This is a genomic window from Bradyrhizobium sp. HKCCYLS1011, assembly GCF_051167795.1.
Taxonomy (GTDB): domain Bacteria; phylum Pseudomonadota; class Alphaproteobacteria; order Rhizobiales; family Xanthobacteraceae; genus Bradyrhizobium.
The window spans coordinates 309,709-331,288 of sequence record NZ_JBNPTT010000010.1 but is presented as its reverse complement, the minus strand read 5'-3'; the positions used below and the strand labels follow the sequence as shown (position 1 = coordinate 331,288).

General features: G+C 65.4%; 18 protein-coding genes and 1 riboswitch. Of the genes, 10 read left to right on the top strand and 8 right to left on the bottom strand.

Features of this window, described 5'->3' with window-relative positions; translation table 11 throughout:
* Positions 1–57 precede the first annotated feature (57 nt).
* A complete protein-coding gene (locus ACQR1W_RS30880) occupies positions 58–450 on the bottom strand; it encodes a winged helix-turn-helix transcriptional regulator (RefSeq protein WP_434854289.1) in 393 nt (130 codons plus the stop codon).
* Positions 451–532: 82 nt separating this feature from the next.
* On the opposite strand from ACQR1W_RS30880, the gene ACQR1W_RS30875 reads away from it, so the two are divergent.
* Together ACQR1W_RS30875 and ACQR1W_RS30870 are read left to right on the top strand one after the other, a co-directional pair.
* On the top strand, positions 533–1,561 hold the full coding sequence (locus ACQR1W_RS30875; protein ID WP_434854288.1) for an SDR family oxidoreductase: 1,029 nt from the start codon (positions 533–535) through the stop codon (positions 1,559–1,561).
* A 164-nt stretch (positions 1,562–1,725) separates the two neighbouring features.
* Positions 1,726–2,517 (top strand): 2-keto-4-pentenoate hydratase, encoded by a 792-nt coding sequence (locus ACQR1W_RS30870; protein WP_434854287.1) that lies wholly within the window; start codon positions 1,726–1,728, stop codon positions 2,515–2,517.
* A 380-nt stretch (positions 2,518–2,897) separates the two neighbouring features.
* Here the strand turns inward: ACQR1W_RS30870 and flgH are convergent, their stop codons facing one another.
* From flgH to flgF, 4 genes are read right to left on the bottom strand one after another with little or no spacing between them, the layout of a single operon-like run.
* The gene (gene flgH, locus ACQR1W_RS30865; RefSeq protein ID WP_434854286.1) at positions 2,898–3,674 is read right to left on the bottom strand and encodes a flagellar basal body L-ring protein FlgH; all 777 of its coding nucleotides are present in this window, start codon (positions 3,672–3,674) and stop codon (positions 2,898–2,900) included.
* Between the two features lie 5 nt (positions 3,675–3,679).
* Positions 3,680–4,747, bottom strand: a complete 1,068-nt coding sequence (gene flgA, locus ACQR1W_RS30860) for a flagellar basal body P-ring formation chaperone FlgA (RefSeq protein ID WP_434854285.1) — start codon at positions 4,745–4,747, stop codon at positions 3,680–3,682.
* Between the two features lie 17 nt (positions 4,748–4,764).
* Entirely contained in the window at positions 4,765–5,553 is a 789-nt protein-coding gene (gene flgG, locus ACQR1W_RS30855) for a flagellar basal-body rod protein FlgG (RefSeq protein WP_008974264.1), read from the bottom strand.
* A gap of 24 nt (positions 5,554–5,577) precedes the next feature.
* Positions 5,578–6,342, bottom strand: coding sequence for a flagellar basal-body rod protein FlgF (flgF, locus tag ACQR1W_RS30850; RefSeq protein WP_434854284.1), 765 nt, complete (start codon positions 6,340–6,342; stop codon positions 5,578–5,580).
* 382 nt (positions 6,343–6,724) lie between these two features.
* On the opposite strand from flgF, the gene fliL reads away from it, so the two are divergent.
* The 8 genes from fliL (at position 6,725) to ACQR1W_RS30810 (ending at position 18,095) form a co-directional block, all read left to right on the top strand.
* Positions 6,725–7,216 carry a flagellar basal body-associated protein FliL gene (gene fliL, locus ACQR1W_RS30845; RefSeq protein WP_434854283.1) on the top strand — a complete coding sequence of 164 codons (492 nt, stop codon included), beginning with the start codon at positions 6,725–6,727 and terminating at the stop codon, positions 7,214–7,216.
* 18 nt (positions 7,217–7,234) lie between these two features.
* Positions 7,235–8,440, top strand: coding sequence for a flagellar motor switch protein FliM (gene fliM, locus ACQR1W_RS30840; RefSeq protein ID WP_434854282.1), 1,206 nt, complete (start codon positions 7,235–7,237; stop codon positions 8,438–8,440).
* Positions 8,437–8,925, top strand: coding sequence for a DUF6468 domain-containing protein (locus ACQR1W_RS30835; RefSeq protein ID WP_008974268.1), 489 nt, complete (start codon positions 8,437–8,439; stop codon positions 8,923–8,925). The genes fliM and ACQR1W_RS30835 overlap by 4 nt, the downstream gene beginning before the upstream one ends.
* Entirely contained in the window at positions 8,922–9,695 is a 774-nt protein-coding gene (locus ACQR1W_RS30830) for a MotE family protein (protein WP_434854281.1), read from the top strand. The genes ACQR1W_RS30835 and ACQR1W_RS30830 overlap by 4 nt, the downstream gene beginning before the upstream one ends.
* Positions 9,696–9,800: 105 nt before the next feature.
* A complete protein-coding gene (locus ACQR1W_RS30825; RefSeq protein WP_434854280.1) occupies positions 9,801–13,598 on the top strand; it encodes a tetratricopeptide repeat protein in 3,798 nt (1,265 codons plus the stop codon).
* Between the two features lie 73 nt (positions 13,599–13,671).
* Positions 13,672–13,866, top strand: a riboswitch (cobalamin riboswitch).
* A gap of 220 nt (positions 13,867–14,086) precedes the next feature.
* Positions 14,087–16,258, top strand: coding sequence for a TonB-dependent receptor (locus ACQR1W_RS30820; protein WP_434854279.1), 2,172 nt, complete (start codon positions 14,087–14,089; stop codon positions 16,256–16,258).
* Between the two features lie 2 nt (positions 16,259–16,260).
* Entirely contained in the window at positions 16,261–17,709 is a 1,449-nt protein-coding gene (locus ACQR1W_RS30815) for a PepSY domain-containing protein (RefSeq protein WP_434854278.1), read from the top strand.
* Between the two features lie 149 nt (positions 17,710–17,858).
* Positions 17,859–18,095, top strand: coding sequence for a hypothetical protein (locus tag ACQR1W_RS30810; protein WP_008974273.1), 237 nt, complete (start codon positions 17,859–17,861; stop codon positions 18,093–18,095).
* 35 nt (positions 18,096–18,130) lie between these two features.
* On the opposite strand, the gene ACQR1W_RS30805 is transcribed toward ACQR1W_RS30810, so the two are convergent.
* The 3 genes from ACQR1W_RS30805 to ACQR1W_RS30795 all read right to left on the bottom strand — a co-directional run bounded on the left by ACQR1W_RS30805 (position 18,131) and on the right by ACQR1W_RS30795 (position 21,380).
* A complete protein-coding gene (locus ACQR1W_RS30805) occupies positions 18,131–19,099 on the bottom strand; it encodes a glycosyltransferase family 9 protein (protein ID WP_434854277.1) in 969 nt (322 codons plus the stop codon).
* Positions 19,100–19,425: 326 nt separating this feature from the next.
* A complete protein-coding gene (gene fliP / locus ACQR1W_RS30800) occupies positions 19,426–20,178 on the bottom strand; it encodes a flagellar type III secretion system pore protein FliP (protein ID WP_434854276.1) in 753 nt (250 codons plus the stop codon).
* The gene (locus ACQR1W_RS30795) at positions 20,175–21,380 is read right to left on the bottom strand and encodes a flagellar biosynthetic protein FliO (RefSeq protein WP_434854275.1); all 1,206 of its coding nucleotides are present in this window, start codon (positions 21,378–21,380) and stop codon (positions 20,175–20,177) included. Before ACQR1W_RS30795 ends, fliP begins: the two co-directional genes overlap by 4 nt.
* Between the last annotated feature and the right edge of the window lie 200 nt (positions 21,381–21,580).

The window sequence follows — 21,580 nt, the reverse complement described above, 5'->3', positions numbered from 1 at the left end:
CCTGATCGGCATTGGCGAGCGCGGCCGCGTGCCGCGTTCGTTGGCATTGCAATGGCGTCAGGCCGGTCGTCGATATTGCTCGGACCAGGCGAGCATGGCGCGAAAGGTCGGCAGCAGCCCGTAGGCCGCAGCCGTCAGCTGGTACTCCACCCGTAGCGGCACCTCGGTGAACGCCGTGCGCAGCACGAGCCCATCCTGCTCGAGCTCGCGCAGCTGCGCCGTCAGCATGTGCTGGGTGATTCCGCCGATCGCGCGGCGCAGCCCGCCGAACCGTATTGGCCCGTCCATCAAGCAAAACAGGATCTCCAGCTTCCACTTGCCGGAGATCGTCCGGATCGCGTGCTGGAACGTCGCGAGCAGGGCGGGATCGGGCGTGCAAGCCATGCACCCTGCATCGGATGTCGGCTGAGCTACCGTAGTCTGGTTTTCCATACTGGTCATGAAATCCATCCGTCTTGTCTCGTCTGAGATAAGCGCTCACATCCCGGTGCCATAGGAGCTGGGCATGATGCCGGGAGCGAGGAGAGACGCGATGAGCGAGGTTTTGGTCACGGGCGGCTCGGGCTTCATCGGGGCGCATTGCATTTTGCAATTGCTGGCAGCCGGACATCGGGTCCGTACCACCGTGCGGAGCCTGACGCGGCGGGATGAGGTGCTGGCGATGTTGCGGCAGGGCGGCGCGGTCTCGACCGCCGAGCTCAGCTTCCACGCCGCTGACCTGACCGCGGATGCAGGGTGGGCCGAGGCCGTGAAAGGCTGCGACTACGTCCTGCACGTCGCCTCGCCACTGCCGTCCCACGTGCCCAAAGACGAGAACGAGCTGGTCGTGCCGGCGAGGGAAGGGACGCTGCGGGTGCTGCGCGCCGCCCGGGATGCCGGGGTCAAGAGGCTGGTCCTGACCTCCTCCTTTGCCGCCATCGGTTACGGCCATCCCTCCCGCGAGACGCCGTTCGACGAGAACGACTGGACCAATGTCGAGAGCGATGACGCGCAACCCTACGTCAAATCCAAGGCGCTGGCGGAGCGGGCGGCCTGGGATTTCATCGCGCGCGAGGGCGGCGGTCTGGAACTTACCACCGTCAATCCGGTGGCAGTGCTCGGTCCGGCGCTCGGCCGCGATGTCTCCGCCTCGATCACGCTGGTGCAGGCGCTGCTGGATGGCCGGACGCCGGCGGCGCCGCGGATCTATTTCGGGCTGGTCGATGTGCGCGATGTCGCCGACCTGCATCTGCGGGCGATGGAAAATCCCGCGGCCAAGGGGGAGCGGTTCCTGGCGGTGGCGGGCGAGCCGATGTCGATGGTCGAGATCGCGCGCGTGTTGCGCCAACATCTCGGACAGGCCGGCCGCCGGGTTCCGCGGCTGGAAATGCCGGACTGGGTGGCGCGTGCGCTGGCGCTGGTGGTGCCGCAGATGCGCGGCATGCTGCCGATGCTCGGCCGCCGACGGCGCGCCAGCGGCGACAAGGCGCGCCGCCTGCTCGGCTGGACCCCGCGGCCGAATGAGGAGATCATCGTCGCCACCGCCGAAAGCCTGCTGCAGCTCGGGCTGGTGAAACCGTGATGCGGCTGAAGCGCCGTCTGAACAGCGCGGCGGGCTTCAAACACGACACGAAGGAGCCCGCAACGCAGGATGAGACGCGCCAATAAAAGTCGTTTATAAACAAGCTGTTCACCATAAATTCTGAAAGACCGCTTTGGGCGGCTGACAGCGGGAGTTGAACGACCATGGGAGCAGACGAGGTCTTGGCCGCCGCGCAACTGATCGTGCGCGCCCGCCAGGAGAGGACTCCATTGGCGGCGCTGCCGCCTCACCTTCAGCCGCAGGATGAGGCGGCGGGTTATGAGATCCAGCATGAGGTTCACTGGCTGCTCGCCGAGCATGCCGGCGATTTCGCCGGCTACAAGATCGGCTGCACCAGCAAGGTGATGCAGGATTATCTTCGCATTCCGCATCCCTGCGCCGGCGGGGTGTTCGCGCGCGGTGTCCACGAGTCGGGCGCAGCGCTGCGCGCGGCCGACTTCGTCCGGGTCGGCGTCGAATGCGAGATCGCGGTGCGGCTCGCGCAAGACCTGCTGCCACTGGATGCGCCATTCACCATCGAGCGCGTCGCCGACGCGATCGGTGACTGCCATCCGGCGATCGAGATCGTCGACGACCGCTATGTGCAATGGGAGACATTGGGCGCACCGACCCTGGTCGCCGATGATTTCTTTGCCGCCGGTTGCGTGCTCGGCCCGGCGGTCGGGCGTGATGCGGTGGCGGACCTCGCCGCGATACAGGGCCGCGCCTTGATCAACGACGCGTTGGCCGGGCAGGGCACCGGCGCCGATGTGCTGGGACATCCGCTGCATGCGCTGGCCTGGCTCGCCAATCATCTCGCCTCGCGCGGCGACGGGCTCGAGGCCGGGCAGCTGGTGCTGACCGGCAGCCTGGTCAAGACGATCTGGCTCAAGCCGGGCGACCGGGTGCGGATGGAGCTGGACGGGCTGGGGACCGTGGAGGCACGGTTCGAGTGAGGGGACGAGGGGTACGCTGATTTTTGCGCGCTCGCCGTTATGCCCGGGCTCGACCCTGGCACTGCAGTTCACGCTCAGGCGGTCGCCGACGTCGATTCGTTTGCAAGACCCCCCCGCAAAACGAACACGGCCTCCGGCAGGGGAGCTACCGGAGGCCGTGTATACCATCACTCGTCTGCGCCTAGGTTCGCAGGCGAGCGATGTGGGAGCTCGCTAATGTGGAGGGGAGCGTCGCGGCCGTCGTCCTTGTTGAGAACTGACGTCGCGCTCGGGGCGTCCCCACCCTGACCCTCCCCCGCAAGCGGGAGAGGGGACATTGCTGTCCTGCCTCCCTGACGGAAGGAGGCCGTTAGTTGCGTTTCCTGGGCCTCAAGCCCTCGCTAGAATGGTAGCAATATATCCATCACCTGCTGCCCGTATCTTGGCTGCTGGATGTCGGTGATCTGGCCGCGGCCGCCATAGGAGATGCGGGCCTGCGCGATCTTGGTGGAGTCGATGGTGTTGTCGCTCTGGATGTCCTCAGGCCGCACGATGCCGGCCACGATCAGCTCGCGGATCTCGTAGTTCACCCGGATTTCCTGCTTGCCCTCGACCACGAGATTGCCGTTCGGCAGCACCTGCGTGACCACGGCGGCGACGCTGGTGGTCAAGGATTCCGAGCGCTGGATTGAGCCCTTGCCGTCTGAGGTCGAAGAGGAATCCTCGGTGAGGAGGCGGCCGGGCAGGATCTTGTTGGCCTGCGTAATCGTCTTCGAGCCGATGAAATCGGTGATCCCCGAATCTTCCTTGCCCGTGCGGCTGCGCTGGGTCTCGTTGGCGAAATTGGCCTGATCGGTGATGTTGACCGTCACCGTGAGCAGGTCGCCGACCTGATGCGCGCGTTGGTCCTTGAAGAAGGCACGTGAGCCGTTGCGCCACAGCGAGTTCGGCGCATAGGACACCGCCTCGGGCTTCGGCATCGGCATCTGCACCGGCTTGTAGCCGGGCTGGGCGGTCGGATTCTCGATCTCCGCCAGCTTCGGCTTCTCGCCGATCTGCGACAGCCGATCGATCGAGGAGCAGCCGCTTGCCACCGACAGCACGAGCAGGGAGCTCGACACCAGCGCGATGCGTCGCAAGCCGCTGTAGGATGGAGCATCAGACGTGTACTTCGACATGAAACTTACTCGGCTTTCGGTGTGGCGGAGGAGGGCAGTCGGTCAGGGACGGAAACGGAGGCGGTGACGTCGGCCTCGGCGGTCTGCGCCGGCTTCGGCACGGCGATGTCGACCGAGACCTGGCCGCGGCCGCTGACGCGGCCGGTGACGGTGCGCTTGGACTGCAGGTTGAGCACGTTGACGACGTCGCCCTCGCTGCCGTTGTCCAGCGCCTTGCCGCGGGTGGTGAGATAGATTCCGGCGGTCTGGTAGATGATCGTGATGGTCTGCTCGCGCTGCACCAGGTCGGGCTTGGCGAGATCGGTGGCCTTCAGCGCCTGGCCGGCGCGCGCCGGACGGCGCATCTGCATGCCGACGGCCAACTCGCGCGAGGCGGCTTCCGCACCGCCGAGCTCCGCGCGCGGGCGGCGTTCGATCACGAGATCACCGGAGCGGAGCAGCTCGTTGCGGTCGATGTTGCGGGTGAGCACAGGGACCTCGACGGTATCGATCGCCGAGCCGGTATAGCGCAGCCGCACCGGGGCAATGCCGTTGCCGCCGGCGATCTCGAAACTGACATCGAAGCGGCCGGTGCGCGGATCGAAGCGGGAGCCCGTCGGAGCCAGCGTGCCGTTCATGGCGGCATCGAATTTCAAATCCTGCACCGCCTGGTCGAAGCTGACGCTGATATTGGCGGCGTCGCCAAGGCCGGAGCGATGTTCGAGCGCCTGCGCCACCGCGAGCTCGATGTCGTGGCTGGAGAGGCTGCGCGCGAGCCGCGTCACCGCCACTTCCTTGATGTTGCGGGTGTCGACCCCGATCACCTGGTGGGCGCGGAGCACCGCGATCACCTGCGCGGTCGGCAGCACGCCGGTGGTGCCGAGATCGGGCGCGCGGTAGACCGCGACCTGCGCCGCGGCGCCGGCATTGTCGATGAGGTCGCCGACACGCACGATGTCGCCGCTGACGTTGACGGTGGCGCGCAGCACCGGGGCTGCGATCTGGTCGTCGGCGCCGCCAGCGAAAGCGGGAAGCGCGGTCGAGACCAGCAGGGCTGCGGCGAACAGCAGCGGACGCGCGGTGCGGATCGTCATGGCAGGCTCCTATTGCCTTAGCGGAATAGCGCGGTGGTGGACTGCATCATCTGGTCGGCGGCGGAGATGACCTTGGCGTTCATCTCATAGGCGCGCTGGGCGGCGATCAGGTCACTCATCTCGCTGACCACGTCGACATTGGCCTGCTCCAGGCTTCCCTGCGTGATGCCGCCATAGCCTTCCTGGTTGGCGATGCCATCTTGCGGCTGGCCGGAGGAGGGCGTGTCGGTGAACTGATTGTTGCCGACCGGCTGCAGGCCCGCTTTGTTGATGAAGCGGGTGAGCTGGATCTGGCCGATGATCTGCGAGGTGGTCGAGCCGGGCAGCGTCACCGAGACCTGCCCCTGCGCGCTCACGGTGATGCCAGAGGCGTTCTGCGGGATGGTGATGGTCGGCTGCACCGGGTTGCCCTGCGCGGTGACGATGCGGCCCTGATTGTCCATCTGGAACGTTCCGTCCCGGGTGTACTGAAAGGTGCCATCCGGCATCAGGATCTTGAAGAAGCCTTCGCCGCTAACGGCGAGGTCGAGATCGTTGCCGGTCTGCGACAACGTGCCTTGGGTCATCGACCGCGGCGTGCCCACCGTCTTCACGCCGCCGCCGAGATCGATGCCGATCGGCAGGATCGTGCCCTGGTCGGACGACTGCGCGCCGACGCGGCGGACGTGCTCGTAGATCAGGTCCTGGAACGCCGCGGTCTGCTTCTTGAAGCCCGTGGTGCGCAGGTTGGCGATGTTGTTGGAGATCACCTGAACGTTCAGTTCCTGTGCCGCCATTCCGGTCGCAGCGGTGTGAAGCGCCTGCATGTTAGGTTTCCTTCAGTTCTGGGATCAGGCCGGAACGTCGGCGAGTTTCTCGATTGCGTTCTTGCGCAGGTCGCTCTGGTTCTGCAGCATGCTGGCGATCTGCTGGTAGGCGCGCATCACTTCGACCATGTGGCTCATCTCGCCGACCGCGTTCACGTTCGACTTCTCGACGTAGCCCTGCTGGAGGGTCGACTTCGCATCCTGCTGCGGGACCGCGCCGTTGGCGGCGGAGTAGAGGTTGCTGCCTTCCTTTTGCGTGGCTTGCGGGTCGGCGAAGCTGACGACGCGCAGTTTGCCGCGGATCGAGTCGGTGTGGTTGTTGCCCTCGACCACGGTGACGGTGCCGTCGGGCGAGATGTTGATGTCGTGGTCGGTCGGCTGGAACACGATCGGGCCGCCGGTGCCGAGCACGGCGTCGCCGTTGGCGGTGACGAGCTGGCCGATATTGTTCATGTGCATGGCGCCGTCGCGGGTGTAGCGCTCGCCGTTCGCGGTCTGCACCGTGAGGAAGCCCGCGCCCACGACCGCAACGTCGAATGCATTGCCGGTGCGCTCCAGGGAGCCTTGGGTGAAGTCGCGATAGGTGCCGCGGTCCTGCACATAGGACACCCGGCGGTCGGCGCCGCGGAAATTGTCTTCATGCGCGCCCGAGGTGAGATATTCCTCGAACAGCTGCTGATCGGCCTTGAAACCGTTGCTGTTGACGTTGGCGACGTTGTTGGCAACGACATCGAGTTGTCGTTCCAGCACCATCTGCCGCGACAATCCGACGAGAAGCGCATTCTCCATCGGTCAAGCTCCCCTTTTAGCGAATCCCGAAAGCGGCGCCTCTCCCAAGGCGATCGTTAACGGGTGATCTCGAACCCGCGTCAGCTCTCCCAAGCCTTGCGGGTTCGCGTCAAAGAGAGCGAAGACCGTGCCAAGTCTGAAATTTATTAAAAATCAATCGGTTGGCGTTTTGAGGCTGGGCAAAACGCCCGGCAATAACCGCTCATCAACCATGTTTGCCCGGCAACTTTTTCCCACTGCCGACGCAAAAGAAAGGTTCCATTAACCATTACTACCGTAGCGTTCAGTCACGACAAGCGCAGGTGCGCTGGGAGCGTGTTGGTTTCGCGTCATCGAGCTTTCTGGCGGCATCGGATCGATTTCCCGAAGGGACCCGAAAGCCATGGCTGAGAACGAAGGCGCTGTAGGCGAAGCCGAAGGCGCAGCCGCTCCCAAAAGCAAGTTCAAGCTGATCGTCATTGTGGTCGCCGGGCTCGCGGTTCTCGCCATGGGCGCGGCAGGCTATTTCTTCTTCTTCGGCCACAAGAGCGAGGAACAGCACGCGGAAGCGGCGCCGCCGCCGAAGCCGCCGGCCTTCGTCGAGGTGCCGGACCTGCTGGTCAACCTGGTCGGCAATCCAGGCGACCGCGTCCAGTATCTCAAGGTCAAGGTCGTGCTCGAGGTGAAGGAGGAGAAGCAGGTCGAGGCGATCAAGCCGACGCTGCCGCGCGTCAGCGACATCTTCCAGACCTATCTTCGTGAGCTCAGGCCCAGCGATCTCAACGGCTCGGCCGGCCTGTTCCGGCTCAAGGAAGAGCTCACCAAGCGGGTCAACGTCGCGCTGGCGCCCAACCAGGTCAACGCGGTGTTGTTCAAGGAAATCGTGGTCCAGTAAGCGACGGAAGTTAAGATCATGGCGGGCAACGATCCAGTCGATCAAGATGCGATAGCCGCGCAATGGGAAGCCTCGCTCGATTCGGAGGACCCTGCCGAGGCTGCCGAAGCGGCCGCAGCCAATGAATTGACGGAATCCATGGCCCTGCAATGGGCCAAGATGGTCGAAGACGGCAGCCGCGACTTCGGCACCACCAAGAACGGCGGCGGCGAGCGGGTGCTGTCGCAGGAGGAGATCGACAACCTGCTCGGCTTCACCGCCGGCGAGGTCAGTCTCGACGACCATTCCGGCATCCGCGCCATCATCGATTCGGCGATGGTGTCCTACGAGCGTCTGCCGATGCTCGAAATCGTCTTCGACCGCCTGGTGCGGCTGATGACGACATCGTTGCGCAACTTTACCTCCGACAACGTCGAGGTCACGCTCGACCGCATCACTTCGGTGCGGTTTGGCGACTACATGAACTCGATCCCGCTGCCGGCGGTGCTCTCGGTTTTCAAGGCCGAGGAGTGGGAGAATTTCGGCCTCGCCACCGTCGACTCCACCCTGATCTATTCGATCATCGACGTGCTCCTGGGCGGTCGGCGCGGCACCAGCCAGATGCGCGTCGAGGGGCGACCCTACACCACGATTGAGACAAATCTGGTGAAGCGACTGATCGAGGTGGTGCTGGCGGACGCCGAACAGGCGTTCCGGCCGCTGTCTCCGGTCACCTTCACCATCGACCGTCTCGAGACCAATCCGCGTTTTGCCGCGATCAGCCGCCCGGCCAATGCGGCGATCCTGGTGAAGCTGCGCATCGACATGGAAGATCGCGGCGGTAACGTCGAACTGCTGCTGCCCTATGCAACCATCGAGCCGATCCGCCCGGTGCTGTTGCAGATGTTCATGGGCGAGAAGTTCGGCCGCGATCCGATCTGGGAGGGCCATTTCGCCACCGAGATCTCGCAGGCCGAGATCGCCGTCGACGCCGTGCTCTACGAGGCCGACGTGCCACTGAAGCAATTGATGCAGCTGAAGGTCGGCGACACCCTGCCGCTCGACATGCGCCCGGACGCGCTGGTCGCGATCCGGTGCGGCAGCACCACCTTGACCGAAGGGCGGATGGGACGGGTCGGCGACCGCGTCGCCATCCGTGTCACCAAGAATTTGCGCAAGCCGCATACTACGCTTGCGATGTTCGAAGGCTCGGAAGGCCAGAATAAGATGATGGAGGCACAATGAACCACTCCCTCGGATTGATCATCGAAAGCCTGGTCGCGGTTCTCCTGGTTCTGACCATCGCTTACTGCATGTTGTTGAATGCGCGGCTGAAGCGCTTGAAAGCCGACGAGCATTCGTTAAAGGCTGTGATCGCGGAGCTGATCACCGCGACCGAAATTGCCGAACGTGCGATCGGTGGTCTCAAGCTTGCGGTGCGCGACGTGAACGAAAATCTCGGCAACCAGCTCACATCCGCCACGCAGATGTCGGACCAGTTGAGGCGACAACTTGCGGAGAGCGACGCGATCGTGCGGCGGCTGTCGCGCATCGCCAATGCCGCGCGTCCCACCTCGGCTGAAGCCGAGTCGGCGCCCGTTGCCGCTCCCCAGCCTGCGCCGGCAGCTCCTGCGATGGCCGAGCCCGCGAGGGTCTCCGGTGCCCGCGCCGTGGCCGCCGCGGCGCAGGCCTTCTCCGAACGTCGAAGGTCCGGTGGCCTGGCCGCATGAAAGCGTTCCGTAATATCCGCGTCATTCCCGTTGCCTTGATCGCCGTCGCAAGCCTTGCGGTGCTGAAGGTCGCCGGCCTCGTGATCGACGGCGGCTATGTGTTCGACTACGACCCGCAGTCGACCAAACGGTCATGGGCGCAGGAGAACCTGAATTTCCCGGGCCGTGACGAGACCGATATCACCGGCGCGACGCACGGTGCGCCGAAGGAAGCCAAGGCCGAGGACCCGCCGAAGCCGGCCGCGCCGGACACCAAGCCGGAGGGCGTGGTGCTGCATCCGGAGGAGAACCCGCAGAGCGTCTCACCTGCGGAGAAGGCGATCCTGGAGCGGCTGCAGTCGCGTCGTCAGGAGCTCGACGCACGAGCGCGCGAGATCGACATTCGCGAAAGCCTGTTGCGCGCGGCCGAGCAGCGCATCCAGGCCAAGACCGAGGAGATGAAGGCGATCGAGCAGCGGATCTCGGCGGTCACCAGCCAGAAGAACGAGGCCGACAGCGCGCGCTTCAAGAGCATCGTGACGATGTATGAAGGCATGAAGCCGAAGGACGCGGCCAAGGTGTTCGACCGGCTCGAAATGTCGGTCCTGATCGAGATCGCATCGCAGATCGCGCCGCGCAAGATGTCGGACATCATGGGGCTGATGATGCCGGAGGCCGCCGAGCGGCTGACGGTCGAGCTGGCGCGGCGCGCCGGCGCTGACAAATCGTCCGAGGCCAGCGCCGAGCTGCCGAAGATCGAAGGCAAGATGCTGCCGGCGAAGAGCAATTGAAGCTGATGCTTAACGGGCCCTTAAACGCCGATCGCTAGTGTCGAAATGGCGTGATCAGTGGCCTGTCCGTCGCGTTGCGGATTTCGAACTGGAAGTAGCTGACCCATGGTGCGCACGGCTCCCGTTGGATTGTGGTCGCAGCCCCGCGCGCGGCTGCTCGCGCTGCTCGTGGCCATCCTTTGCGGCGTGGCCGTGTCGACGGCGGCACGTGCCCAGCCCGTGTCGGGAGAGGCGAGCCTTTCGGCCGCCAACGGCTATGCCCGGCTGGTGCTCAAATTCACCGAGGATGTCGGCACCGAAGTGACCACCGCGGGGTCGATCCTTCTGATCCGCTTCGATAAGCCGGCCAATATCCCGATCGACCGCTGGGTCGAGTCCGCACCCGACTACATCTCCGGAGGCCGCGGCGATCCCGACGGTTCGGCGCTGCGCCTATCGCTGTCGCGCAAGGTGCAGGTCAACACCATGGTCGCCGGCGAACGTGTTTTCATCGATCTGCTGCCCGACAGCTGGACCGGCGCGCCGCCGCCGCTGCCGGCCGAAGTCGTGCGCGAATTGGCCGAACGGGCCCGCGCGGCCGAGAAGGCGCTGCGCCTGCAGCGCGCCGAACAGGAGTCGAAGAAGCGTCCGCCGATCCGCGTCCGTGCGCTGGTGCAGCCGACCTTCGTCCGCTTCGTGTTCGAGGTCCCCGATGGCGTCGGCGTGTCCTCGGTGATGAACGAGCAGAAGCTGTCGCTGTTCTTCAGCGCGCCCCTGACCTTCGACCTGGCCGATGCCAAGATCGTATCACCGCCCAATGTCGCGGCGATCACGCAGAAGATGGAGGTCGCCAAGACGACGGTCGAGATCGGGTTGATCGGCGATGTCGATGTGCGCGCGTTCCGCGATGAGAAGACCTACAATATCGACGTCTCCTATGTGCAGCCGGACAAGCCGAAGGGCCCGACGGCGGTATTGCCGGACGCTTTACCGGCTGCAAAATCCGCAGCAGCCAATGCTGCGCCTGCGGAGAAGAAGGCCGAGTTGCTGCCGGCAATCGTGCCGCCCACCTCGGAGACGATCGCGCGCGAGATGAACGCGCAGGCCAAGACGCAAGGCACCCCTCCGGCTGCCGCCGAGCCGGCGGCTGCTCAGATGGCAGCTGCGCCGGTGATGGCGGAAACCTCGCCAAAGCCGCCCGCTGCGGCGCCGAGCCCGCAGCCGGATGCGGCGAAAGCTGAGCCTGTCAAGTCTGAGCCGTCCAAGTCTGAGGCCGTGAAAACTGAAGCGGCGAAGGCCGAAGCGACCAAGCCAGAGCCAGCGAAAGCGGAGGCTCAGAAGACGGAGCCACCGAAGGTCGATACGGCCAAGATGGAGGCGGCCAAACCGGATTCGATCAAGCCGGATGCAATGGCGCCGACACCCGCCAAACCGGCGGCCGCGGCCGGCTCATCCGTTGACAGCGCCGGCAGCTCGGCGAAGATCACGGCGCTGCGCGACAGCGAGGGGCTGCGCATGACCTTCGACTTCGATCAGCCCACACCGGCCGCGCTGTTCCGCCGCGGCGACACGGTATGGATGGTGTTCGATTCGACTAGGCCGCTCGACGTCGAGCCCATCCGCGCCAAGGGAGGCGCTGTCATCGGCGAGGTCAACCGGGTGCCGCTCGACAAGGGTCAGGCGATCCGCATCCGCCTCAACCGGCCGCAGATGCACTCCTTGAGCAGCGACGACGGCAAGGGCCGGAGCTGGACGCTGTCCTTCGCCGACAAGGGCCAGACCACGCAGCAGCCGTTGACGGTGATGCGCAACGTAACCGATCCCGCGCTCGCCAATGTGATGGTACCGCTCGCCAATCCCGGTCCCGGCCTGTTGCACCGGCTGACCGATCCGGATGCCGGCGACACGCTGCTCGTTGTCACTGCGCCGCCGCCAATCCGCGGCTTCATCAAGCGGCAGGATTTTGTCGACCTGTCGCTGCTCGATTCCATCCACGGCATTGCCGTCCGCCCGAACTCTGACGACGTCGCGGTCGAGATCGCGCCCGACAAGGTCATTCTGGGCCGGCCGGGCGGGCTGACCCTGTCCGCGATTGGCTATGCGCCGGAGCGCGCGGCGACCGCGGTGCGGCCGATGTTCGACATCGACGAATGGCGGCAGAACCAGACGCAGCCCTTCACTGCGCGGCTGGATGCGCTGATCAAGGCGTCCGCCACGGCCGAGCCGGAGCAGCGTGCCCAGGCGCGGCTGGCGCTGGCGCGCTTCTACATGGCGCGCGCGATGTATCCGGAGGCGAGGGGCGTCACCAATCTGATGATCTCGGACGGCGACCCCCGCACCGACGAAACCGCGATGCAGATGATCCACGCGGTCTCGAGCATCCTGATGGGGCGGCCGGACCAGGGCCTGAAGGACCTGGCCAGCCCGTCGATCGGCAACAATTTCGATGCGCAGATGTGGAAGGGGCTCGCTTATGCACGTCAGGGCCGATTTGCCGACGCGCGTGAGAAGTTCAAGAACGTCGAGTTCGCGATCGCCTCGCTGCCGCTCGAACTGCAGCGCGTAGTGACCACCGATGCGATGAAGGCATCGCTCGAGATCAAGGATTATGCTGGCGCCGCCAAGCGGCGCGCCGAGCTCGAGGTGATCGGCGTTCCCGCCGACATGCAGCCCGCGGTGGCGGTGCTGCGCGGCCGGCTCGCGGAGGCGATGGCGCAGGAGAAGGATGCGCTCGACGAGTACCGGTTTGCGGTCGCCTCGAACGACCGGGCCGCCGGCGCGGAAGCCAAGCTGCTGGAGATCAGGCTCCTGCAGAAGCGGAACGAGATCAAGCCGGACGAGGCGCTGAACCAGCTCGAGGGCCTGCAGGCGGTCTGGCGCGGCGATGCGGTCGAGGTGCAGACCCTGCAGATGATGGCGCAGCTCTACAACGAGACCGGGCGCTATGCCGACTCGCTTGGCGCGGCGCGGATGGCGACGCGGCTGATGCCCAATTCGGAAGTCGCGCGCAGTGCGCAGGATTCGGCCTCGACGCTGTTCTCGCAGCTGTTCCTCGCCGGCAAGGCCGACGACATGCCGCCGGTCGATGCGCTGAGCATCTTCTACGACTTCCGCGAATTGACCCCGATCGGCCGGCGCGGCGACGAGATGATCCGCAAGCTCGCCGACCGGCTGGTTGGAATCGATCTGTTGGACCAGGCGGCCGAGTTGTTGCAGTACCAGATCGACCACCGGCTCGAGGGGGCCGCGCGCGCCCAGGTCGCCGCCCGCCTGGCGATGGTCTATCTGACCAACCGCAAGCCGGAGCGCGCCATCGAGGCGCTGCGCACCACCCGCATCGCCGATCTCGCCGGCGAGCTGCGGCAGCAGCGGCTGCTGCTCGAGGCGAGGGCGAACAGCGATATCGGCCGCTATGATCTCGCGCTCGACATCATCACCAACATCGCGGGCCGCGAGGCGATCAGGCTGCGCTCCGACATCTATTGGGCCTCGCGGCGCTGGCGCGAGGCGTCCGAACAGATCGAGCTCTATTACGGCGATCGCTGGCGCGACTTCCGGCCGCTCAATCCGGCCGAGCGTGGCGACATCCTCCGCGCCGTCGTCGGCTATGCGCTCGCCGATGATGCGATCGGCCTGGCACGTTTCCGCGAGAAATATGCGCCGCTGATGACCGGCGAGGCCGACAAGCTCGCCTTCGACGTCGCCAGCAAGCCCGCGTCGGGCTCCAGCGCCGAATTCGCCCAGATCGCCAAGATGGCGGCGAGCGTCGATACGCTCGACGGCTTCCTGCGTGACATGCGGGCGCGTTTCCCCGATGCCACCGGCAAATCGCCTGACGCGAAGGATCTGGCTCGCCCCGAGCCGGATACGACCGGGAGCCTGCCGCAGATCAAGGGCGTGAAGCAGGCGGTGGCTGGCCGCTAGACTAATTCTTGGTGAGATCACCAAGCAGCGTCGAAGCGGCGCACGGTTGGGCGTTGACGCTCTCCGGACTTTGTCCTTACCTGATCCGGACGGTTCCTCATCGAGGATTAAACGGGAACGCGGTGGGGGAGACCCGATGCCGCGGCTGCCCCCGCAACTGTAAGCGGCGAGCCTTTGCCGGATGCCACTGGGTTCTTTTCTTGCCCGGGAAGGCGGCGATAGGCGGTGACCCGCGAGCCAGGAGACCTGCCGTCAGTCGTGGTCACACGCGAGCACATCGGGCGGGGTGTCCTGGTGGAAGCCGTATTGCCGCGTCTTGAGCGGGAGCGGCTTGGTTTGCGGTGACGTGCCACGTTGCCGCGAGTCCGTCGATGATCTCAGCCGTCTCTGCCGCATCCAAGCGATGCCGCTTTTTTCTCTCCTCTGTCGCGCTGTCCTGCCTGTTTTGCTCTTCCGAAAGCCCGGCGCAAAGTGCGCCGCCCAGCCACATGCTCGAGCCCGTGGAGGTGACTGCGCCGGTGTCGTCGCGGGCGCGCCGCGCGGCGCGCAGCGACACCCCGCGTCCTGCGCGGACCCATCAGCAGCGCAACGCTGCTCGCGTGACTGCAGCGCCACCTGCTGCTTCCGCTACTGCGCCCGGCGCTCCAGCCTTCGCCGCGCCGACGCTCAACCTCACCGGCACCACATCGACGGGAAGCCGTTTCGGCCTGAGCCGCCTGCAGACTCCGGCGAGCGTCGATGTCATCACGGCCGAGACCATGGCCGAGCGCGGTCAGCAGAACGTCATCGACGCCGTGACCCAGAACGCCACAGGCTTCACCGCGAGCCCGGCGCCCGGCAATGGCAGCCTCTCATTCAATACGCGCGGCTTCACCGGCAATGGGTCGGTGATGACGCTGTATGACGGCACGCGGCTCTATGTCGGCTCCGGCACGCTGACCTTTCCCTACGACACCTGGTCGTCGGAGCGTATCGAGGTGCTGCGCGGCTCGGCATCGGTCCTCTATGGCGAAGGTGCGATCGGCGGCGCCGTCAATGTGATCTCGAAGCTGCCGCTGTGGGTCCATAGCAACCAGGCCGAAGTCTCGTTCGACAGCAACATGACCCGGCGTATCGCCGTGGACAGCGGCGGCCCCGTCAGCAAGGACGTCGCCTATCGCATCACCGCCACCGCCAATGCCTCCGACGGCTGGGTTGACCGCGACAAGATGTCGAATGTCGAGCTGCATGCCGCGATCCAGGTGAAGCAGAACGAGGACGTCACCTGGACCATCTCCACGGATGATGGTGACCGCAAGCCCTCGCGTTATTTCGGCACGCCGCTGGTCAACGGCCGGCTGCTGGAGGCGCTGCGCTTCGACAACTACAACGTCGCCGACAGCAACATCCGTTATCAGGACAGCTGGAATCAGGTGAAGACCGAATGGCGGGTCGCCGACGGCGTCACGATCCGCAATGCGCTCTATTATCTCAGCAGCCGGCGGCACTGGAAGGATGTCGAGAGCTACAGCTACAATTCCACGACCGGCCTCGTCGACCGCAGTGACTACATCGAGATCTTCCACGACCAGCGCCAGGTCGGTGATCGCATGGACGCGACCTTCCGCGGCCATCTCTTCGGCATGGTCAATGAATTCGTGGCTGGGTTCGACGTCAACAACATCAGCTTCACCCATACGAACAACTCGCCCTATGGCGGCAGCTCGTCGGTGCCGCTTGACGGCTCCGAGCCCGGCGTCTTCAGCAGCCCGGACAAGACGAAGCCTGGCTTCAGCAGCACGACCAACCAGTATGGCGTATTCGCCGAGAACCGCCTGGCGCTGACCGACCAGCTGTCGCTGATCGGCGGCATCCGGCAGGACGAGCCGACCATCGCCCGCACCGACCAGGTCAACCCCGCCAACAGCTTCGAGAAGACCTATCACGCCACCAGCTGGCGCGCCGGTGCCGTCTACACGCCGATCAAGGATCTGGCGCTCTACGGCCAGTATTCGGTCGCGGTCGATCCGGTCAGCAATCTGATCACCATGCCGGCGGTGAATCGCAATTTCGACCTGTCGACCGGCAAGCAGGTCGAGATCGGCGTCAAGCAATCGTTTTGGGGTGGGCGCGGCGAGTGGACGCTCGCCGGCTATCAGATCGTCAAGAGTAATCTGCTCGCACGCGACCCAACAGACCCCACCAACACCAATCCGGTGCAGGTCGGCCAGCAATCCTCGCGCGGGATCGAGGCATCGGTCGGCTTTGCGCTGGACCATGGCTGGCGCGTCGACGCCAACACCGCTTTCCTGCGCGCGAAGTACGACGACTTCACGCAGGTGATCAACAATCTTGCCGTGAACTTCGCCGGCAATGTACCCGTCAACGTGCCGCAGACCGTCTCCAACATCTGGGCGACCTGGGCTTTCGCTCCCAATTGGTCGGCCAATGTCGGCATCCAGATCGTCGGCAAAACCTATGCGGACGCGGCCAATACGGTAGCGATGCCGGCCTACAATGTCGTCAATGCCGCCGTGCAATGGAAGCCGGACCCGAACACGACGGTGTCGTTCCGGGTCTACAATCTGTTCGACAAGGTCTACGCGACGTCGGGTGATACCAATCAGTGGCTGCTCGGCATGCCCCGCACCGCTCAGCTCGCCGTCAACGTGAAGTTCTGAGCGTGCGCCGCGTAGTGATCCGCACCGCAAGGCGGTGGCTGTATATCAGCCACCGCTGGGTCGGCATCGTCACCTGCCTGCTGTTTGTCATGTGGTTCACGTCCGGTGTCGTGATGATGTACGTCGCGTTTCCGAACCTCTCCGATAAGGAGAGGCTTGCGGCGCTGCCGGACATCGCCTGGGAGAGGGTGGTGCTGTCGCCCGACGACGCGATGAAAGCGGCAGGAGCGACGCGCTTTCCCCGCGATCTCCGGCTTTCGATGCTTGCCGATGAGCCGGTGTATCGGCTGACCAATTGGGATGGTCGGCGCCAGGCGATGTCCGCCGTCGACGGTCGCGCCATCACGGCGATCTCCGAACAGCAGGCGCTCGCGGTGGCGCGACAGCACCCCGCGAGCCGCGCACCGCAACTTGCCGAGATGGTCGACCGCGACCAATGGAGCGTGACAGCCCGCTACGATTCGTTGCGGCCGTTCTATCTGATCACGCTTGGTGACGAGGCCGGCACCGAGCTCTATGTCTCGTCGCGCTCCGGCGAGATCGCGCTCGACACCAGCCGCTCCGAGCGCGTCTGGAATTGGCTTGGCGCGATTCCGCACTGGATCTATCCGACCGTGCTGCGCAAGGACGGGCCGCTGTGGCGGCTCGTGGTTCTCTGGATCTCCGGCATCTGCCTGATCGTCGCGGTCAGCGGCATCTGGATCGGCATTCTGCGCGTCCGCCTCAAGCGGCGCGATGGGACGGGACGGATCACGCCCTATCGCGGCTGGATGGCGTGGCATCACGTGACCGGCCTGATTGCCGGGCTGTTCGTGCTGACCTGGATGGTTTCGGGCTGGCTCTCGCTCGACCCTGGCGGCTATTTCTCCGACCGCAACACCGCGCGCGAGGCGATGCGGCGCTATGCCGGCCACGATGCGCCTGATATCGCCGCGCGGCTGCCGATGCCGCGCCAGCGCGATGTGGTCGAGGCGCGCTTCGTCTGGCTGGACGGACGCCCGCTGATGATCGTGGCTACGCGCGAGGGTGTGCAGACGCCGATCGACCCCGCATCGGGCGAGGCGGTTCGACTGGCGCCGGACCGGCTGTGGGCTGCTGCGACCAAGCTGATTCCCGACGCGCATCTGTCGGAACGCCAGCTGCTTCGCGACTATGATGCCTATTGGTATGCGCATCACAGCGAGCGCGAACTGCCGGTTCTCCGTGCGGTGTTCGACGACGAGGCTCGCAATTGGTTTCATATCAGCCCGATCACCGGCGACATCCTGGGACGCACCGACCACAGTCGGCGCAGCTATCGCTGGCTGTTCAACGCGCTGCACAGTTTCGATCTGCCGCTCTTGTTGATGCACCGCCCGGCTTGGGACATCCTCGTGGTGCTGTTGTCGGCCGCAGGCGCCATCATCTCGGTGAGCGGGGTCGTAATCGGCTGGCGCTATCTGCGACGCTGAGTGTGGCCGTAACCCGCCGTGCGGGCGCAAGTAGATGCATCTCCGCGCGCCTGCTCTCGACAGATGCCGGCGAACGCGGCAATTTGCGCGTGATCAAGGCGCCGTCGGCGGAGAGCCGCATCATAGGCGTTAGCGGAGGACATGACGGGATGACCAAGCCGACCAAGACCGAAGCCGAGCTCATCGAGATGGCCAAGGCGGAGCTGAAGGCGCACGCGGACTGTCCCGACGGGATGGCGATTTCGATCCTGCGCTGGGGCACGCGGTGGGAGTTTCGCGCCAAGGCTGATCCCGGCACCGCCTCGCGGCCCGGCTATCCCGAATGCGTCGCCATGCTGGTGCAGATCGGTGATCATCTCAGCAAGCAGTATGATGTGGAGGGGTAGGTGGCACGGTCGCGTCCTGCACCGGACGAGACTCCCTACAGGCAGGTCTGAAAGCCCTCAATCGCCTGCTCGAGCCAGCTCAGATCCGAGCCCCGCGGAAACCAGGCGTCCCGGGCGATCGCCAGATCATCGACGCTGCGCGCGAACTCCAGTCCGGGCGGAAGCGCCGAGGCCAGCGCGATAGCGGCGCAGCGCGGATAGTCGCGCACACGCCATTCGGGGCGATGGGTCGGGAAGAACGCGAGGCATGGCACGTTGAACGCATCGGCCAGATGCACCATGCCGGTATCGGTCGAGACCACCCAGCTTGCATCGCGAACCAGGGCGCATAGCTGCTCCAAGCTCGTGAAGGTCGGCGCATGCACGACCTTATGCGCAAGTCCGTCCGGCACCGCGCCTTGCGTGACCACGGGACCGACGGCTGCGATCTGACGCAGGATGCTGTGGTGGATGTCGTCGGGCATGTTGCGAAGCGGCATCGACGAGCGCGGACAGACGAGCACGTAGCCCTTGGGACATGCCGCTTGCTGCGCGGTGACGCGCGGCGCGAGCCAGGTATTGCGCTTCAGGCAGGACGGAACGAGTTGCGGTGCGACGCCGAGCCGGCGCAGGAAGAAATCGACCATCGATGTCCGCTGGAAATCCGGATCGAATGCGAAATCGCGGATGTCGATCACGCCATCGAAATCTCTGGCGCCGACGAACCGCGTGTCCGGCGCCGCACGGCTCGGCGGCAAGGTGCCGATCTCAATGAAATCGGCGGCCTGGTACAGCGACTGGACCAGCGGGGGCAGAGCAGGCAGCCGGAAGAGAACGGGACGCAGCGGGATGGCTCCGATCCGTATCGCCAGATGCAGCGCCTGCAGGCCGATGATGCCGTCACCCAGCGTGCGCCCGAATCCGTTGAGGATGGCGACGCGCGGCGTCGCGGATCGCCTTTCAACGGACCTGGTAACGAGTGGTGGTACCGGGGAAGAAGCCGCGTGTTCGCATGGACGTCGCATGCCCGCAGAATGGGCGGGTGATGTTGCCGGCCGATTTCGGATCGAGCAGCGCTGGTTACGACTGAAATTCGCGCTGCTGGTTAGATCGGATGGACTTTGCGGCAGATTCGCGATGATGCTCGCATGAGCGCTGGTGTGCGCCAACCGCATCTCAATCAGATGGAGCTTTGGATCCTCAGCTCGCGTCGGCAGCTGGCCGGATTTCTTGGCAAGGACGTGTTAGCTACGACCAGCTATCGCAACGCAGACATTGCGAGCAGTCTTAAACACTGACCAACTTGGATGATGCCCGGGCGAGGTGCCCCGATAAGCACCACCCCAGACGCTCATCCCCCGTAGCTCTGCACCAAGCTTCCCGCCACCAGCGACCAGCCGTCGACCAGGACGAAAAAGATCAGCTTGAACGGCAGCGAGATCGTCGAGGGCGGTAGCATCATCATGCCCATCGACATCAGCACCGAGGCGACCACGAGGTCGATGATCAGGAATGGCAGGAACAGCAGGAACCCGATCTCGAAGGCGCGCTTCAGCTCCGAGATCATGAAGGCGGGCACCAGGATGCGCAGCGACATCTCGTCAGGGGTCGCCGGCGGCGCTTCGCCGGAGAGATCCAGGAACAGCTTCAGGTCCTTCTCGCGAACGTTCTTCTGCATGAAGCCGCGCAGCGGCACTGCGGCGCGCGTGAGCGCCTCTTCCACGGTGACCTGGTTCTCGATCAGCGGTCGCACGCCCTCGTCATAGGACTTCTGCAGCACCGGTCCCATCACGAACGCGGTCAGAAACATCGCCAGCGCGATGATCACCGAATTCGGCGGCGCCGTCGCCGTGCCCATCGCGGTCCGCAGCAGCGAGAGCACCACGACGATGCGCGTGAACGACGTCATCATGATCAGGATCGACGGTGCAATCGACAGCACCGTGAGCAGCGCGATCAGCTGGATCGCGCGCTCGGTGACGCCCCCGTTGCCTGGCCCAAGATTGATGCTGATGTCCTGGGCAGCCGCGCTCCCCGCCAGCGTACCGGCGGCAATCAGGGCGAAAAGGAACAGAACTCTACGCGGGACGAAAAGGCGCCTCACTGAGACGACTTCGGACGGCCGAGCAACGAGGCCATCTCGTCCTCGAGGTTCTCGAAGCTGCTCTTGGGCGGTGCCGGCGGCGTCGGTGGCGCGGTCTCGCTGCGGCCGGCCGGCCGGGCCGCCGGCTCCTGCGGAGCGGGTGCCGCGGCAGGCGCTTCGCCGGCTGGGCGGCGCAAGGCGGCCTCAAGGCGCTGGGCCATCTCGGCCAGATTAGCCTCGGCGCTCTGCGGCAAAGGTGGCGCGGCCGACGTCGCCGCCGGTGGCGGCGGAGGCGGCGGTGCGGCGGCACGCTCAGGCGCGCGCTCGGCTGGGCGCAGCGGTGACGGTTTCGGCGCTTCCCTGGCAGTCAGGTCCCGGGGGAGATCCCTCTCTCGGGGAAGATCTCTCGGGATCTCTCTTGCGAGATCTCTGGGAAGTTCTCTTGGCAGTTCTCTCGGCACATCCTTGGCCGGTTCCTTCGGCGGCTCCGAGGCTCTGGATGGCTCCGCCGGGCGCAGCGGGCGCGGCATGGCCGGTTCGCCGCGCAGCGAGTCGCCCCGCGGCATCAGCCGCTCGGGGCGCGGCTCCATCCGTGGCTCGCCGCGCAGCTCCTGGCGAGGATCAAGACGTGGCTCCTGTCGGGAGTCCGGCCGGCCTGAGAACGGGTCCGGAGCAAATCCCGGCAATGGCGGCTCGCGCCGCTCGGCCATCTCACCGCGCAGATCGCCGCGACGTTCGTTCATCACCGGGGCAGGGCGACGACCTTCGTCGGCAAAAGCCGGGCGCAGTGGACGCTGCGGCAGTTCGGGCATCTGCGGTTCGTGAGGCTCGTGCATGTCGGCTTTCGCCGCCTCATTGTCGGACCAGGTCGGCGCATCCGGCAACGGCGCGATTCGCGGCGGTGGCGGCTGCTCGGCGGCGACGCCGGCCCGCGGCGGCAGCTGCTCGCGCTGGGGCATGGCGCGCACGATATTGGACTCCACCACGATGTCGGTCGGGCCGCCGATCATCAGGAGATGTTCAATGTTGTCGCGGCGAACCAGCACGAGCCTGCGGCGGCCGTCGACGGCCGCAGCGTCGATCACGGCGAGACGCGGCATCCGGCCACGATTGGTGCTAGTGCCAAGCCGGCTGCCCGCGAATCGACGCACCAGCCACGCGGCAAGGCCGATCAGCGCCAGCACGGCCAGGAACGCAAAGAAAAATGTCAGTGGTGCCGGCATCTCGGTCCCCTACAAACCCCCGCTTTCATCACACATTACGCCACTTGAACACAGGGCGGTCGTAGCGAACGGGCCTGAAAGCGCAACGACGTGTTAACGACCTACGGCAGGAACTGCCGCCCGGTATCTTAATAACCTATGAATCGGCCGGGCCAAAACGACTTTCTTGGCAGAGGCTTGCGTCCCAAACTGGTGCATCC

Coding starts and splice junctions, on each gene's coding strand:
- ACQR1W_RS30880 (WP_434854289.1), bottom strand. CDS start 450: ATGGATTTCATGACCAGTATGGAAAACCAGACTACGGTAGCTCAGCCG.
- ACQR1W_RS30875 (WP_434854288.1), top strand. CDS start 533: ATGAGCGAGGTTTTGGTCACGGGCGGCTCGGGCTTCATCGGGGCGCAT.
- ACQR1W_RS30870 (WP_434854287.1), top strand. CDS start 1,726: ATGGGAGCAGACGAGGTCTTGGCCGCCGCGCAACTGATCGTGCGCGCC.
- flgH (WP_434854286.1), bottom strand. CDS start 3,674: ATGTCGAAGTACACGTCTGATGCTCCATCCTACAGCGGCTTGCGACGC.
- flgA (WP_434854285.1), bottom strand. CDS start 4,747: ATGACGATCCGCACCGCGCGTCCGCTGCTGTTCGCCGCAGCCCTGCTG.
- flgG (WP_008974264.1), bottom strand. CDS start 5,553: ATGCAGGCGCTTCACACCGCTGCGACCGGAATGGCGGCACAGGAACTG.
- flgF (WP_434854284.1), bottom strand. CDS start 6,342: ATGGAGAATGCGCTTCTCGTCGGATTGTCGCGGCAGATGGTGCTGGAA.
- fliL (WP_434854283.1), top strand. CDS start 6,725: ATGGCTGAGAACGAAGGCGCTGTAGGCGAAGCCGAAGGCGCAGCCGCT.
- fliM (WP_434854282.1), top strand. CDS start 7,235: ATGGCGGGCAACGATCCAGTCGATCAAGATGCGATAGCCGCGCAATGG.
- ACQR1W_RS30835 (WP_008974268.1), top strand. CDS start 8,437: ATGAACCACTCCCTCGGATTGATCATCGAAAGCCTGGTCGCGGTTCTC.
- ACQR1W_RS30830 (WP_434854281.1), top strand. CDS start 8,922: ATGAAAGCGTTCCGTAATATCCGCGTCATTCCCGTTGCCTTGATCGCC.
- ACQR1W_RS30825 (WP_434854280.1), top strand. CDS start 9,801: ATGGTGCGCACGGCTCCCGTTGGATTGTGGTCGCAGCCCCGCGCGCGG.
- ACQR1W_RS30820 (WP_434854279.1), top strand. CDS start 14,087: ATGCTCGAGCCCGTGGAGGTGACTGCGCCGGTGTCGTCGCGGGCGCGC.
- ACQR1W_RS30810 (WP_008974273.1), top strand. CDS start 17,859: ATGACCAAGCCGACCAAGACCGAAGCCGAGCTCATCGAGATGGCCAAG.
- ACQR1W_RS30805 (WP_434854277.1), bottom strand. CDS start 19,099: ATGCGACGTCCATGCGAACACGCGGCTTCTTCCCCGGTACCACCACTC.
- ACQR1W_RS30795 (WP_434854275.1), bottom strand. CDS start 21,380: ATGCCGGCACCACTGACATTTTTCTTTGCGTTCCTGGCCGTGCTGGCG.